Consider the following 14,855-nt stretch of genomic DNA (forward strand, 5'->3'; position numbering starts at 1 on the left):
GTGCGGAAGCGGCCCTGTGGCGGTGGTTGGCGCAGCCGGGCCCGTGGGGCGGGCCCGGTGGTGGTCAGCCCAGCTTGCTCACGTCGCGGACCGCGCCCTTGTCCGCGCTGGTGGCCATCGCCGCGTACGCCTTCAGCGCCGCCGAGACCTTGCGGTCGCGGTTCTTCGGGGCGTACGTGCCGTTCAGCGCCTGCTCGCGGCGGGCCAGCTCGGCGTCGTCCACCAGCAGCTCGATCGAGCGGTTGGGGATGTCGATGCGGATCCGGTCGCCGTCCTCGACCAGCGCGATCGTGCCGCCCGAGGCCGCCTCCGGGGAGGCGTGGCCGATGGACAGGCCCGAGGTACCGCCCGAGAAGCGGCCGTCGGTGATCAGCGCACACGTCTTCCCGAGGCCGCGGCCCTTGAGGTACGAGGTCGGGTAGAGCATCTCCTGCATGCCGGGGCCGCCCTTGGGGCCCTCGTAGCGGATGACGACGACGTCGCCCTCCTTGACCTGCTGGGTGAGGATCTTCTGGACGGCCTCCTCCTGCGACTCGCAGACGACCGCCGGGCCCTCGAAGGTCCAGATGGACTCGTCGACGCCGGCCGTCTTGACGACGCAGCCGTCCACGGCGAGGTTGCCGCGCAGGACCGCGAGGCCGCCGTCCTTGGAGTAGGCGTGCTCGACGGAGCGGATGCAGCCGCCCGCGGCGTCCACGTCCAGGGAGTCCCAGCGCTCGGACTGGGAGAAGGCCTCGGCGGAGCGCTTGCAGCCGGGGGCCGCGTGCCAGAGTTCCACGGCCTCGGCCGACGGGGAACCGGCGCGGACGTCCCAGGTCTTCAGCCAGTCGGCCAGGGACGGGCTGTGGACCGAGTGGACGTCCTCGTTGAGCAGGCCCGCGCGGTGCAGTTCGCCGAGGAGGGCCGGGATGCCGCCCGCCCGGTGCACGTCCTCCATGTAGTACGTGCGGTCCCCCGCGACGTTGGGCGCGACCTTCGCCAGGCAGGGGACGCGGCGCGAGAGGGCGTCCATCTCGGTGAGGCCGTAGGCGACCTCCGCCTCCTGGGCGGCGGCCAGCAGGTGCAGGATCGTGTTGGTGGAACCGCCCATCGCGATGTCGAGCGCCATGGCGTTCTCGAAGGCCGCGGGGGTGGCGATGTTGCGGGGCAGGACCGAGTCGTCGTCCTGCTCGTAGTAGCGGCGGGTGAGGTCCAGGACCGTCCGGGCCGCGCGGACGTACAGGTCCTTGCGGGCGGTGTGGGTGGCGAGGACCGAGCCGTTGCCCGGCAGGGACAGGCCGATGGCCTCGGTCAGGCAGTTCATCGAGTTGGCGGTGAACATGCCGGAACAGGAGCCGCAGGTCGGGCAGGCGTTTTCCTCGATGCGGAGGATGTCCGCGTCGGAGATCTTGTCGTTGACCGCTTCCGACATCGCGTCGACCAGGTCGAGCGTGCGGACCGTGCCGTCGACGAGCGTGGCCCGGCCGGACTCCATCGGGCCGCCGGAGACGAACACCGTCGGGATGTTAAGCCGCAGCGCGGCGTTGAGCATGCCCGGGGTGATCTTGTCGCAGTTGGAGATGCAGATCAGGGCGTCGGCGCAGTGGGCCTCGACCATGTACTCGACGCTGTCCGCGATCAGGTCCCGGGAGGGCAGGGAGTACAGCATGCCGCCGTGGCCCATCGCGATGCCGTCGTCGACGGCGATGGTATTGAACTCGCGCGGGATGCCGCCGGCCGCGACGACCGCCTCGCTGACGATCCGGCCGACCGGGGCGAGGTGGGTGTGGCCGGGGACGAACTCCGTGAAGCTGTTGGCGACGGCGATGATCGGCTTGCGGCCGATGTCCGCGCCCGGTACACCGGAAGCCCGCATGAGGGCGCGGGCGCCCGCCATGTTGCGGCCGTGGGTGACTGTGCGGGACCTCAGCTCGGGCATCGTCGCTCGCTCCTTCGGGACCTTCTCGGGGGTGCCGGGGTTCCGGCGTGGAAGAACATCAGGGATACGGGAATCCGACTCCAGTCGAGCGTACGCCGGTCTTCCAGGGTTCGGGACGCAGTGTCCGATATGCGAGACCGGTGTCTCAGGCGGATGTGCCCGGTGCCCGAACCACGACCCGCACGCAGCCGTCGTCCGCCGCCCGCCGCCCGCCGCCCGTGCCCCGCCCTCCGCCGCACGCCGCCCCCCAGCCCGCCCCGCACGCGGCCCGGCGTCCGGGAGGAGCGGCCGGGTCAGGGACCGGTGAGGTGGCCCTGGACCACCGGGGCCACCCGGCGGACGATCTGCTCGGGGTCGGCCGACGCCAGCGGCTCCACCTTGATCACGTAGCGGAGCATGGCGATCCCCACCAGCTGCGCGGCGGCGAGCTCGGCGCGCAGCTCCGCGTCCGGGACGTCGAGCCGGCCGGCGATCCGGCGCAGGAGCTGCGAGGAGACCAGGCGGCGGAAGACGGCGGCCGCGACCTCGTTGTTCACGGCGGAGCGGACGATCGCCAGCAGCGGGGTCCGGGTCACCGGGTTCTCCCACAGGCCCAGGATGATGCGGGTCATCTTCTCGCCGACCTCGTCGAGCGGGCCGTCCAGGACGCTGTCCCGGGCCTGCAGGGCGGGCGCGAAGGCCACCTCGACGGCGGCCTCGAAGACCTGCTCCTTGGTGCCGAAGTAGTGGTGCACGAGAGCGGAGTCCACCCCGGCCGCCTTGGCGATGCCCCGGACGGAGGTCCTCTCGTACCCGCGTTCGGAGAACTCCTCCCGGGCCGCGTGGAGGATGCGGTCGCGGGTTCCCGTGGCCTCCGTGCGCGGCGGCCGGCCGCGGCGCCGTACGGTGCCGTCGCGCTGTTCGGACGCTCCCCGGCCGCCGGGGGCGGCGAGGCCGGTCATCGTCGCGGCACCCGGATCGCCGGGGGCACGGAGGACGCCGGGGAGGCCGGGGCCGTCGCAGCGGCGGCGAGGTGGCGGCGGGTGAACGCGAGGGCCTCCGCGAGGTCGGCCTCCCGTTCGGCCCCGGACATCGCCCGCCGGGTGTTGACCTCGATGACGACGTGACCGTCGAAGCCGGTCCGCGCGAGGCGCTCCAGCACCTCGGCGCACGGCTGGTTGCCGCGGCCGGGCACGAGGTGCTCGTCCTTGGCCGAGCCCCGGCCGTCGGCGAGGTGGACGTGGCCCAGCCGGTCGCCCATGCGGTCGAGCATGTCGAGGGCGTCGGTGCGGGCGGTCGAGGCGTGGCTGAGGTCGATGGTGAAGTGCCGGTAGTCGTCCCGGGTGACGTCCCAGTCGGGCGCGTAGGCGAGCATCTCGCGGTCGCGGTAGCGCCAGGGGTACATGTTCTCCACCGCGAACCGCACGTCCGTCTCGTCGGCCATGCGCCAGATGCCCTGGACGAAGTCGCGGGCGTACTGCCGCTGCCAGCGGAAGGGGGGATGGACGACGACGGTGTCGGCGCCGAGCCGTTCGGCGGCGGACCGGGCCCGCTGCAGCTTGGTCCACGGGTCGGTGGACCACACGCGCTGCGTGATGAGCAGGCAGGGCGCGTGCACGGCCAGGACGGGCACGCGGTGGTAGTCGCTGAGCCGCCGCAATGCCTCGATGTCCTGGCTGACGGGGTCGGTCCACACCATGACCTCGACGCCGTCGTAGCCGAGGCGCGCGGCGATCTCGAAGGCCGTCGCCGTCGACTCCGGGTAGACCGAGGCCGTCGACAGTGCGACCTTCGCATCCGGGATGCGCACCGTTGGATCTGCCACGAGGGACAGGGTACGGGGTGCGGTTGGGCTGGCGCGGGGCCCGCCGGGGCCGATGTGGCGTTCGCCATAGCGGGCGGTGCGGGCGGGAACACGGGAAGGCCGCTGACGGCGGCGCCACCGTCAGGCCCGCCGGGCGCGACCCTCAGGCCCGCCGGACGCCGCCGTCCATGTGGTCCAGGCGCCGCAGGATCACGCCCTCGCGCAGGGCCCACGGGCAGACCTCCAGCCGCTCCACGCCGAAGAGGTCCATCGACGCCTCCGCGACCAGCGCACCGGCCAGCAACTGGCCGGCCCGGCCCTCGGAGACGCCGGGCAGTTCCGCGCGCTCCTGCTCGGTCATTGCGGCGAGCCGGGGCACCCAGCTCTCCAGCGACTGCCGCTTCAGCTCCCGCTGGACGTACAGGCCCTCGGCGGAGGCGGGCGCGCCCCCGATACGGGCGAGCTGCTTGAAGGTCTTGGAGGTGGCCACGACGTGGTCGGGGCGGCCGAGCCGGCTGAACTCGCCGACGGTACGGGCTATCTCGGTGCGCACGTGGCGGCGCAGCGCCCGCACCTCGTCCGCCTCGGGCGGGTTCCCGGGCAGCCACGCCGCCGTGAGGCGTCCGGCTCCCAGCGGCAGCGACACCGCGGCGTCGGGTTCCTCGTCCATGCCGTAGGCGATCTCCAGGGACCCTCCGCCGATGTCGATCACCAGGAGCTTCCCGGCGGACCAGCCGAACCAGCGGCGGGCGGCGAGGAAGGTGAGCCGTGCCTCCTCCGCGCCGCTGAGCACCCGGAGTTCGACGTCCGTCTCGGCCCGTACGCGGGCGAGGACGTCGTCGGCGTTGCCCGCGTCACGCACCGCGGACGTGGCGAACGGGAGCAGTTCCTCCACCCCTTTGTCCTCGGCGGCCCGCAGCGCCTCCCGGATGACCGAGACCAGTCTGTCCATGCCCTGCGGACCGATCGACCCGTCGTCCTCGAGGAGCTGGGCGAGGCGAAGTTCGGTCTTGTGGGAGTGCGCGGGCAGCGGGCAGGCGCCGGGGTGCGCGTCCACCACCAGCAGGTGCACCGTGTTCGAGCCCACGTCCAGGACACCAAGTCTCATGTACGGAACGCTACTGCCCGCAGCGGGCCGTGTTGCACGGTCCGCCGGATACGGGCCGGTCCCGGCCCGCCGCCCGGGCGGCATACCCTGGACTCGTGCCAAAGACGAAAAAGGCGAAGGACAAGAAGTCGGACAAGAAGGCCAGGACGGTCGAACCGGTCGGGACGTCGACGCGGCCGGCCGCGTCCGCGACGCCTCCGACGGATCGCCCTCCGGCCGACGAGAAGGGCCTCGACTTCGCGCGCGCGTGGGTGGAGTTCCCTGATCCGGCGGACGACGAGCAGGTCTTCCGCTGCGATCTGACATGGCTGACCTCTCGTTGGAACTGCATCTTCGGCAGCGGCTGCCAGGGCATCCAGGCGGGCCGCGCGGACGACGGGTGCTGCTCCCTGGGTGCCCACTTCTCCGACGAGGACGACGAGAAGCGCGTCGCCGAGCATGTGGCGAGGCTCACGCCGGACATCTGGCAGCACCACGAGGAGGGCACCCGGCGCGGCTGGGTCTCGCAGGACGAGGACGGCGAGCGCCAGACCCGCCCGTTCCAGGGTTCGTGCATCTTCCAGAACCGGCCGGGCTTCGCGGGCGGCATGGGCTGCTCGCTGCACATCCTCGCGGTCAAGGAGGGCCGCGAGCCGCTGGAGACCAAGCCCGACGTGTGCTGGCAGCTGCCGATCCGGCGCACCTACGAATGGATCGACCGGCCGGACGACACGCGCGTCCTGCAGGTGTCCATCGGCGAGTACGACCGGCGCGGCTGGGGCCCGGGCGGGCACGACCTGCACTGGTGGTGCACGTCGGCGACGTCGGCGCACGGTGCCGGCGAGCCGGTCTACGTCTCCTACCGGGCCGAGCTGACCGAACTGATGGGCAAGGCGGGGTACGACCGTCTGGTCGAGCTGTGCGAGGCACGGCTGGCCGCGCAGCTGCCCCTCCTGGCGCCGCATCCGGCGGACCCCGCCTGAGACCGCGCCGGATCCCGCCCGGGCACCGCGCGCTGAGCGCGCCGGAGACAAGCGGTCCGGGCCCCGCCGGCCGGTCCGGCGGGGCCCGTGGCGTCGTGCGGAGCGGACGCCCGGCACGGCGGACGGTTCCGGCTCCCGCTCGGCTCAGGACGTCGACGGGCTCGGGTCCCCGCTCTCGCCGTCGCCCGGGGGCGGGGAGCCGGACGGTTCCGTGGGGGTCGGGTCGCCGGGCGAGGGCCCCGGGTCGGTGGTCGGCGGCGGATCGCTCGGCGTGGGCTCGGTGGGCGCCGGGGTCGTCGGCGTGGGGTCCGGCCCGGACGAGGGCGGCGGACCGCTCGGGGTGCCGGGATGCGGCGTGCCGGGGCTGCCCGGGTGCCCGGGGTGCCCCGTCGCGGGGCGGGAGGGGCCGGGTGCGGTGCCGTAGCCGTCGATGGTGACGACGGCGCCGGCCGGTGCGACGGCGACCCGCGCCTGCCAGTGGCCGGACGGCTCGCGCAGCTGGTCGACGTACACCTTGACCGTCAGGGACTCCCCCGGGCGCAGGGTGCCCGAGGACCGGCTCAGGTAGAGCCAGTGGGCGCCGGTCGACGCGGACCAGCGCACCGGTGCGGATCCGGTCGCGGTGAGGGTGATGAACGTGGTGTCCCCGCTGTGGCCGGCGGTGACACCGAGGGACGCGGCACCCTTGCTGTCGCCGCCCGCGACACCGACGACCTCCACCGACACGTCGGAGGTCTTCCGGCGGCCGTCCTTCTCGAAGCGGTTGTCCGGCCGGGTGCTGGCGTTGCCCGCGTTCTCGTACCCGCCGGGTCCCTCGCCGCCCAGGTCCACGGGACCGTCGGCCTCCCGCGCGGACGCCGACCGGCCGTCCTCGCCCTCGCCCACCGGGGTCCCACGGTAGGCGGCCCACAGGGCGAACACCGGTGCCGCGACCACGGTGGCGACGACGGTCGTCGTGACGGCCCGTGCCCTCAGCCGGTCCCGCCGGGCGACCAGGTCCTTGGGGTCCATCGGGTAGCCCCGCCGGTCGAAGCGGGGCGCACCGGAACGTCCGCGCGGGTGGTGCGCCAGGGCGGTGCGCAGGGCCGCGCGGGGCGCGGGCAGCACCGGGAGGGCGTCGGGGGTGACGCTGGTGCCGGGCCAGCGGCCGGGGATGGCCCGTTCCGCGGTACGGCGGCAGCGGGGGCAGTCGTCGACGTGGCGGACGAGTTCCCGCCGCACCGCGGTGCTCAGGACCACCCGACGGTCGCCGGTGAGGTGCGCCACGCCGGAGCAGGCGCCGGCCTCCACGACGGCGAGCGCGGCGCGGGTGCGCTCGACCTCGCAGGCGGCGGAGGCGAGCAGCTCCCGCGCGGTGACCGGTTCCATGCCGAGCACGGCGGCGACCTCGTGGGCGGCCAGGTGGTGACGCACCGCCAGTTCGAGGGCCTCGCGCTGCTCCGGGGTGGTGCCGGCGGCCTCCGGCCAGGCCAGCAGGGCCAGTTCGCGCCGCCGCTGCTCCTGCACCTCCTCCGAGACGGCCGGGGCGGAGGCGCCGCGGGCGGCGCGCTGCCGGTCGGCGCGGCCGGCCGCGTGCGTGGCGCGGCGTTCCCGCCCGGCCTCGGTCAGCCGGCGCAGGCACGCCCAGCGGGCCAGCGCGTACAGCCAGGCACGGCGGTCCCCGATCGCGTCCGGGATGTTCCGGCCGCGGCGCTCCGCGAGGGCGAGCACGTCCGCGACGGCGGCGGTCGCCCCGTCGTGGTCGCACAGGACGGACAGGCAATAGGTGAACAGGCCGTCGAGGTAGGGCTCGTCGCGCAGCGGGGGCCGTTGCGCCAGGGTGCGGGCGGCTCCGCGGTCGCGCACCTCCCGGTGCGCCCGGTGTGCGCCGGTCGTGCGGGGCGGGGTGTCCGGGCCACTGCTGGTCATTCGGCGACCGTAGGCGGCCCGGCGCGGCCCCTTCCGGTGCCCTGCGCACTTTTAATCCGTACGGGTGAAACGATCCCTCAAACGGGGAGCGGCGGCCCCTCGGCGGGCAGACGGGCCCGGTGCGGGTGCCGCGCCGTACACCGGTCCGCCGGTGTTCCGGGCGCTGCCCCGGTGCGTCCCGGTGCCCTCCGGGCGCCTTCGCTCTCCGGGGGTTCTCGTCTGCGAGGGCCTTCCGGTCCCCCTTCCCTCCCGGTGCCGTTCGTCCAGTCGGCCGACAGCGGTCCGGTCCGGGCGGCCGGTGCCCGTACGCCGGGACGGTGCGACGCCGCGGGGCAGGCCACCCGCCGGACCGTCGCACCCGCCGGGGCCCCACCACCCACTTTTTTGTGGGTACTTGGCGGCGTCCAGGGACTGGGAGACCCTGGTGGTGCGGCCGCGGCGGCGCACCGGTACGGGCGAGGGCGGAGAGGACGGGACGGTGAAGTGAGGGTTCAGGAGACCGGCCCGGTCCCGGCCAGGTGCTCCAGGCGGCGGTGTCCCCAGTGCGCGAGGGGGGCCAGTGCCTCGGTGAGGTCCCGGCCGAAGGGCGTCAGGGAGTACACGGTCTTCGGCGGCAGCACGTCGTGCACCTCCCGGTGCACCAGGCCGTCGGCCTCCATCTCCCGGAGCGCCTGAGTCAGCACCTTCTCGCGCAGGTCCGGCAGCCGTCGCAGCAGCTCACCCGGGCGGTGGGGGCCGGACTCCAGCAGCCAGAGCAGCGTCGTCTTCCACTTCCCGTCGATCACGGCGATCGCGGCCGTCACACCGCAGACGTCCGGGTCCTGTGCGCGGCTGCGTGTCATCGGCGCCCTTTCGCCCGTTTTCCCTGGTTCCCCTGGTTCCCCTGGTTCCCCTGGTTCCCCTGTCACCGGCATTCTCGGTCATTCACTGGAGTTGAGTCATGTCCTCACGCACGGAGCAGCCCGCCGTCACCGTTCTCGGTCTGGGGCCGATGGGCCGGAGCCTGGCGGGCGCCTTCCTGGCCGCCGGCCTGCGCACCACGGTCTGGAACCGCACCCCGGGCCGCGACCGGGAGCTGGTCGCGCGGGGCGCGGCCGGAGCCCGGTCGGCCGAGGAGGCGGTCGCCGCCGCCGACCTGACCGTGGTCTGCGTGGTGAACCAGGACGCCGCGGACGCAATCCTGCGGCGGGAGGCGGTCGAGGGCGCGCTCACGGGGCGCACCGTGGTCAATCTCAGCGCCGACACCCCCGGCCGCGCCCGGGACACCGCCCAGTGGGCCGCCGGGCACGGGATCCGCTACCTGGACGGGGCGATCATGACGCCCGCCGACACCATCGGGACCCCTGACGCGGTCTTCCTCTACAGCGGCCCCGAGGAGCCGTACCGGCAGCACGGGTCCGTCCTCCGGGCGCTCGGCGGCACCCACCATCACGTGGGCGAGGAGCCCGGCCGGGCGGCGGCCCACGACATCGCGCTGCTGGACATCTTCTGGACCGCGATGGCGGGATTCGTGCACGCCCTGGCGGTGGCGCGGGCCGAGGGCATCACCCCCGGGGAGCTGGCGCCGTTCGCCCGGGGCATCGCGCAGATCCTCCCGCCGGTCTTCGAGGCGTCCGCGCGGGAGGCCGACAGCGGCAGCTACTCCGGCGAGGACAACCCGATCACCTCGGCCCTGTCCTCCATGGCGCACATCGTCCGCACCTCCGAGGCACACGGCATCGACGCGAGCGTGATGCGCGCGGCCGAGGGGCTGGCCCGGCGGGCCGTGGACCGGGGCCACGGCGCCGACGGCTTCGTCCGCATCGCCGAACTGCTGGGCCGCGGGTAGCCGCGCCCGCCGCCGCGCGGCCCCGTGGCCGGGAGCGGGGCCGACGCGGGCCGACGCGGACGTGCCGCCCAGCGGGCCGGCGAGGACGGGATGCCACGCCGGCCGACGCGGGCGGGGCGCCACGGGCCGACGGGGCGCCACGGGCCGGCGGCGTGCCATGGCCGGCCGGGCCGCTGCGGGCAGGGCTGTCAGTGCGGGCGGATACCGTTTCCGCATGGCTGCCCGTTCCAAGACCACCAAGGACCGCCCGTCCTACCGCTGCACCGAGTGCGGCTGGCAGACGGCCAAGTGGCTCGGCCGCTGCCCGGAGTGCCAGGCCTGGGGCACGGTCGAGGAGTACGGCGCGCCCGCCGTCCGTACCACGACGCCCGGGCGGGTCACCACCTCCGCACTGCCCATCGGGCAGGTCGACGGGCAGCAGGCGACCGCCCGCCCCACCGGTGTCCCGGAACTGGACCGGGTGCTGGGCGGCGGTCTCGTGCCCGGTGCCGTGGTGCTCGTCGCGGGCGAGCCGGGTGTGGGCAAGTCCACCCTGCTGCTGGACGTGGCGGCGAAGTCGGCGAGCGCGGACCACCGGACCCTGTACGTGACGGGCGAGGAGTCGGCGAGCCAGGTCAGGCTGCGCGCCGACCGCATCCACGCGATCGACGACCACCTGTACCTGGCGGCGGAGACTGATCTGGCCGCCGTGCTCGGGCACTTGGACGCGGTGAAGCCGTCCCTGCTGATCATGGACTCCGTGCAGACGGTCGCCTCCCCGGAGATCGACGGCGCCCCCGGCGGCATGGCCCAGGTCCGTGAGGTGGCCGGGGCGCTGATCCGCGCCTCCAAGGAGCGCGGGATGTCCACGCTGCTGGTGGGACACGTCACCAAGGACGGCGCCATCGCGGGCCCCCGGCTGCTGGAGCACCTGGTGGACGTCGTGCTGCACTTCGAGGGCGACCGGCACGCGCGGCTGCGCCTGGTCCGGGGCGTCAAGAACCGCTACGGCACCACCGACGAGGTCGGCTGCTTCGAACTGCACGACGAGGGCATCACGGGCCTCGCGGACCCGAGCGGACTTTTCCTGACCCGTCGTGACGAACCGGTCCCCGGCACGTGCCTGACCGTCACCCTGGAGGGCCGGCGCCCCCTGGTCGCCGAAGTGCAGGCGCTCACGGTCGACTCGCAGATCCCCTCCCCCCGGCGCACCACCTCCGGCCTGGAGACCTCCCGCGTCTCGATGATGCTGGCGGTCCTGGAACAGCGCGGCCGGATCAGCGCCTTGGGCAAGCGGGACATCTACTCCGCGACGGTCGGCGGGGTGAAGCTCACCGAGCCGGCCGCCGACCTGGCCGTGGCGCTGGCCCTGGCCTCGGCGGCGAGCGACACCCCGTTGCCGAAGAACCTCGTGGCGATCGGCGAGGTCGGCCTGGCGGGCGAGGTCCGGCGCGTCACGGGGGTGCAGCGCAGGCTCGCCGAGGCCCACCGGCTGGGCTTCACACACGCTCTGGTACCGGGCGATCCGGGACGGATCCCCGCCGGAATGAAGGTTCTGGAAGTCGCGGACATAGGGGACGCCCTGCGGGTCCTTCCCCGTTCCCGTCGCCGAGAGGCCCCGCGGGAGGACGAGGACCGCCGGTAGACTTTGCCCAGGTCTCGCCCGTCCGTACGAACCGCGGGGGCGCCCAGGAACCTGCGACCGGAGGAGTGCAGTGGCAGCCAACGACCGGGCAGCAGCTCCCGGAAAGTCCGGTGGGAGTGCCGGTTCGGAGGGCCTGATGCGCGCCTCACTGAGCGCCGTGGCACCCGGCACCGCCCTGCGGGACGGACTGGAGCGCGTGCTCCGCGGCAACACCGGCGGGCTCATCGTGCTCGGCTCGGACAAGACCGTCGAGACGCTGTGCAGCGGCGGTTTCGTCCTGGACGTCGAGTTCACGGCGACGCGCCTGCGGGAGCTGTGCAAGCTGGACGGCGGCATCGTGCTGTCGTCCGACCTGACGAAGATCCTGCGGGCCGGCGTCCAGCTGGTGCCGGACCCCACCATCCCCACGGAGGAGACCGGCACCCGGCACCGCACCGCGGACCGGGTCTCCAAGCAGGTCGGCTTCCCCGTGGTCTCCGTGTCGCAGTCGATGCGGCTGATCGCCCTCTACGTCGACGGCCACCGCCGGGTCCTGGAGGACTCCGCGGCGATCCTGTCCCGCGCCAACCAGGCCCTGGCCACCCTGGAGCGGTACAAGCTCCGCCTCGACGAGGTCGCGGGCACGCTCTCCGCGCTGGAGATCGAGGACCTGGTGACCGTGCGGGACGTCTCGGCGGTCGCGCAGCGGCTGGAGATGGTGCGCCGCATCGCCACCGAAATCGCCGAATACGTGGTCGAACTGGGCACCGACGGCCGCCTCCTCGCTCTCCAGCTCGACGAGTTGATCGCCGGCGTGGAACCGGAGCGCGAACTGGTCGTGCGGGACTACGTCCCCGAGCCCACCGCGAAGCGCTCCCGCACGGTCGACGAGGCCCTGCACGAGCTCAACGTGCTCACCCACGCCGAACTGCTGGAGCTGTCGACGGTGGCCCGCGCCCTCGGCTACACCGGCTCCCCCGAGACGCTGGACTCGGCGGTGTCCCCGCGCGGCTTCCGCCTGCTGGCCAAGGTGCCGAGGCTGCCCGGCGCCATCATCGACCGCCTGGTGGAGCACTTCGGCGGCCTGCAGAAGCTGCTCGCCGCCAGCGTGGACGACCTGCAGACGGTGGACGGCGTCGGCGAGGCCCGCGCCCGCAGCGTCCGTGAGGGCCTGTCGCGCCTGGCCGAGAGCTCGATCCTCGAACGGTACGTCTGACACCGACAGAACGTCCGGCACCCGACGGTACGTCCGACTCCGACGCCCGACGATAGGTCCGGCACCCGACGGGGCGGCCACGGTTCCGGACCCGGGCGCCCTCCCGCGCCGCGCACCACCGCCCTGCGCCGGCCATCACCCGGCGGGGGCCGGCACCCGGTGACTCCCGGCCACCACCGCCGGTGGACCGCTCCCTGGGCCGGCCGGCACTCCGCCCGGCGCCGACGGCCGCTCACCGCACCCGGTCACGGGCGCCCGCGCTCAGCCGCGCTCAGCCGCGTTCGGTCCTGTTCAGTCCCGTTCCAGGACGAAGGACGTTTGCACCTTGGCGAAGCCGGGTGCCTTCGCCTCCACCAGGTACGTCCCCGCCCCCGCCGAACCGGCCGGCGGCGTGGCGCACTCGGGGGCGCTCGGCTTGCGGTCCCACGTCACCTTGTACGTGATGCTGTCACCCGCCGGCACGCGGAACAGCAGGCTCCGGGCGCCCTCGGGGCAGTGGTCCGACGCCCAGTAGGCGTCGTCGCCGCTCGCCTGAGTCACCGTCAACACCGCGTTCTCCGGCCCGAGATCGACCTTGCAGTCCTTGCCGGAGACGTTGCGCGCGGTCAGCAGGAACGTCGGCTTCTGTCCCGGCTCGTAGGTGTTGCGGGCGCTGCGCAGGCTGAACTTCACGGCGCTCGCGGTGCAGTCGGGCATTCCCGACCCCCCTCCGGCCGGCAGCGCGTCGCCCGCGCCCACCCCGGCGGACGTCCCGCCCCCGGAGCCGCCGCCCGCATCGCCCCCGGCACCGCCGTCCGACGTTCCGCCGTCCCCCGGGTCGCCGTTGGCGCCGTCGTCCCCCGTACCGGACGACGCGCCACCGGAGTTCTCGTCACCGGTCTCGTCCCGGCCGCCCGGTGCCTGACTGATCGCCGGCCCCGAACTCGACGGCCCCGGCGTGATGGACGGCGCGGGGTTCTTGCCGTTGGCACCGTTCTCGTGGTCGTTGCCGCCCCCGCCGCCCGCCGTGATCACCCAGGTGATCAACAACGCCAACAAGGCCAGTACGGACAGCAGTACGGCCCTCCGTCGCCAGTAGATGGAGGAGGGAAGCGGCCCGACCGGATTGCGCAAAGATCCCACGGCGCAAACCATACGAGAGATCGGCGCGTTCACCGGTCCCACCCGCCGCTCGGAGCGACAACTTTTCCGGATCATCATCCCGGAAACCGCCTTGTCAGCTCCGCCTTTGCGTCTCCACGAGCCGTCCGGTCACGCAGGGCGACCGTTCCACCCCTCACGGTGCGTGAGGGAGGGTCGCCCGGTCACCACCGTGGCGGTCCACCCGGAGGCGGGGCCCGCCGTGGCAGGATCGAAGGGCCATGACTGCTCCCACGAAGCCCCCGCACGGCGGCACCACCGATCCCGCGTCCGAGCGCGCTCCCGGTGAGCCGCTGCACTCCCCCGTCATCGACTGGTTCGACGAGCACGCCCGCGACCTGCCCTGGCGCCGCCCCGAGGCCGGCGCCTGGGGAGTGATGGTCAGTGAGTTCATGCTCCAGCAGACCCCGGTGAACCGGGTCCTGCCCGTCTACGAGCAGTGGCTGGCCCGCTGGCCGCGCCCCGCCGACCTCGCCGCGGAAGCCCCGGGCGAGGCCGTCCGCGCCTGGGGCCGGCTCGGCTACCCGCGCCGCGCCCTGCGGCTGCACGGCGCCGCCGTCGCCATAACCGAACGGCACGGCGGCGACGTGCCGGCCGACCACGCCCAGCTGCTGGCGCTGCCCGGCATCGGCGAGTACACGGCCGCCGCCGTCGCGTCGTTCGCGTACGGACAGCGGCACGCCGTGCTGGACACCAACGTCCGCCGGGTGTTCGCCCGCGCGGTGACCGGCGTGCAGTACCCGCCGAACGCCACCACCGCCGCCGAACGCCGGCTCGCCCGCGCGCTGCTGCCCGAGGACGAGACCACCGCCGCACGGTGGGCCGCCGCCTCCATGGAACTGGGCGCGCTGGTGTGCACCGCGAAGAACGAGTCCTGCCACCGCTGCCCGATCGCCGCGCTCTGCGCCTGGCGGCTGGCGGGCAAGCCGGCGCACGAGGGTCCGCCGCGCCGCGGGCAGACGTACGCGGGCACGGACCGGCAGGTCCGCGGGCGGCTGCTGGCGGTCCTGAGGGAGGCGCACGCCCCGGTGCCCCAGGCGGCCCTGGACCGGGTCTGGCACGAGCCTGTGCAGCGCGCCCGCGCCCTGGACGGGCTCGTGGCGGACGGCCTGGTGGAACCCCTGCCGGGCGGCCTGTACCGGCTGCCCCTGACCTGATCCGACCCGACCTGGCCCGACCGGTCCGGGAGGCGCGCGGCGGGCGCGCGACGCCTGCACGCGCCCCCGCGCGGTGATCGCGCACCCCCGGCAGCGGCGCATCACCGCGCGCCGGGCACCACCGGGCACCACCGCGCCGCCGTGCACCCACTACGAGCGCATGCCCCACCGCCTCCCCAGACGCCGCCCCCACGCGCGCACCGGCGAAGCACGCCGGCGACGGGACACCGCC

General features: G+C 74.3%; 12 protein-coding genes. 5 read left to right on the forward strand and 7 right to left on the reverse strand.

All coding sequences use genetic code 11. The features are described 5' to 3' along the window. Positions 1-64 precede the first annotated feature (64 nt). The 4 genes from ilvD to ACSU53_RS13420 all read right to left on the reverse strand — a co-directional run bounded on the left by ilvD (position 65) and on the right by ACSU53_RS13420 (position 4,809). Positions 65-1,918, reverse strand: coding sequence for a dihydroxy-acid dehydratase (gene ilvD / locus ACSU53_RS13405; protein WP_437027571.1), 1,854 nt, complete (start codon positions 1,916-1,918; stop codon positions 65-67). Between the two features lie 293 nt (positions 1,919-2,211). Then, positions 2,212-2,859, reverse strand: a complete 648-nt coding sequence (locus ACSU53_RS13410) for a TetR family transcriptional regulator (protein WP_437027573.1) — start codon at positions 2,857-2,859, stop codon at positions 2,212-2,214. Next, entirely contained in the window at positions 2,856-3,722 is an 867-nt protein-coding gene (locus ACSU53_RS13415) for a sugar phosphate isomerase/epimerase family protein (protein ID WP_437027575.1), read from the reverse strand. The genes ACSU53_RS13410 and ACSU53_RS13415 overlap by 4 nt, the downstream gene beginning before the upstream one ends. Before the next feature lie 142 nt (positions 3,723-3,864). Next, on the reverse strand, positions 3,865-4,809 hold the full coding sequence (locus tag ACSU53_RS13420) for a Ppx/GppA phosphatase family protein (protein WP_437027577.1): 945 nt from the start codon (positions 4,807-4,809) through the stop codon (positions 3,865-3,867). Between the two features lie 95 nt (positions 4,810-4,904). Between ACSU53_RS13420 and ACSU53_RS13425 the strand changes: the two genes are divergently transcribed. Next, positions 4,905-5,771 (forward strand): hypothetical protein, encoded by an 867-nt coding sequence (locus ACSU53_RS13425; protein ID WP_437027578.1) that lies wholly within the window; start codon positions 4,905-4,907, stop codon positions 5,769-5,771. A 144-nt stretch (positions 5,772-5,915) separates the two neighbouring features. Here ACSU53_RS13425 and ACSU53_RS13430 read toward each other — a convergent pair whose 3' ends face one another. Continuing rightward, positions 5,916-7,679 carry a BACON domain-containing protein gene (locus ACSU53_RS13430; RefSeq protein WP_437027580.1) on the reverse strand — a complete coding sequence of 588 codons (1,764 nt, stop codon included), beginning with the start codon at positions 7,677-7,679 and terminating at the stop codon, positions 5,916-5,918. Between the two features lie 491 nt (positions 7,680-8,170). Continuing rightward, positions 8,171-8,521 carry a winged helix-turn-helix transcriptional regulator gene (locus tag ACSU53_RS13435; RefSeq protein ID WP_437027582.1) on the reverse strand — a complete coding sequence of 117 codons (351 nt, stop codon included), beginning with the start codon at positions 8,519-8,521 and terminating at the stop codon, positions 8,171-8,173. A 98-nt stretch (positions 8,522-8,619) separates the two neighbouring features. On the opposite strand from ACSU53_RS13435, the gene ACSU53_RS13440 reads away from it, so the two are divergent. The 3 genes from ACSU53_RS13440 to disA all read left to right on the forward strand — a co-directional run bounded on the left by ACSU53_RS13440 (position 8,620) and on the right by disA (position 12,326). Continuing rightward, positions 8,620-9,507, forward strand: a complete 888-nt coding sequence (locus ACSU53_RS13440; RefSeq protein WP_437027584.1) for an NAD(P)-dependent oxidoreductase — start codon at positions 8,620-8,622, stop codon at positions 9,505-9,507. A 214-nt stretch (positions 9,508-9,721) separates the two neighbouring features. Continuing rightward, positions 9,722-11,131 (forward strand): DNA repair protein RadA, encoded by a 1,410-nt coding sequence (gene radA / locus ACSU53_RS13445; RefSeq protein WP_437027586.1) that lies wholly within the window; start codon positions 9,722-9,724, stop codon positions 11,129-11,131. 70 nt (positions 11,132-11,201) lie between these two features. Continuing rightward, positions 11,202-12,326 (forward strand): DNA integrity scanning diadenylate cyclase DisA, encoded by a 1,125-nt coding sequence (gene disA / locus ACSU53_RS13450; protein ID WP_362102332.1) that lies wholly within the window; start codon positions 11,202-11,204, stop codon positions 12,324-12,326. Between the two features lie 291 nt (positions 12,327-12,617). Here the strand turns inward: disA and ACSU53_RS13455 are convergent, their stop codons facing one another. Next, a complete protein-coding gene (locus ACSU53_RS13455) occupies positions 12,618-13,448 on the reverse strand; it encodes a hypothetical protein (protein WP_437027589.1) in 831 nt (276 codons plus the stop codon). 239 nt (positions 13,449-13,687) lie between these two features. Between ACSU53_RS13455 and ACSU53_RS13460 the strand changes: the two genes are divergently transcribed. After that, positions 13,688-14,623, forward strand: a complete 936-nt coding sequence (locus tag ACSU53_RS13460) for an A/G-specific adenine glycosylase (RefSeq protein WP_437027591.1) — start codon at positions 13,688-13,690, stop codon at positions 14,621-14,623. Positions 14,624-14,855 lie beyond the last annotated feature (232 nt).

Source organism: Streptomyces sp. enrichment culture (assembly GCF_964273255.1).
In the GTDB taxonomy this organism is placed as follows: domain Bacteria; phylum Actinomycetota; class Actinomycetes; order Streptomycetales; family Streptomycetaceae; genus Streptomyces.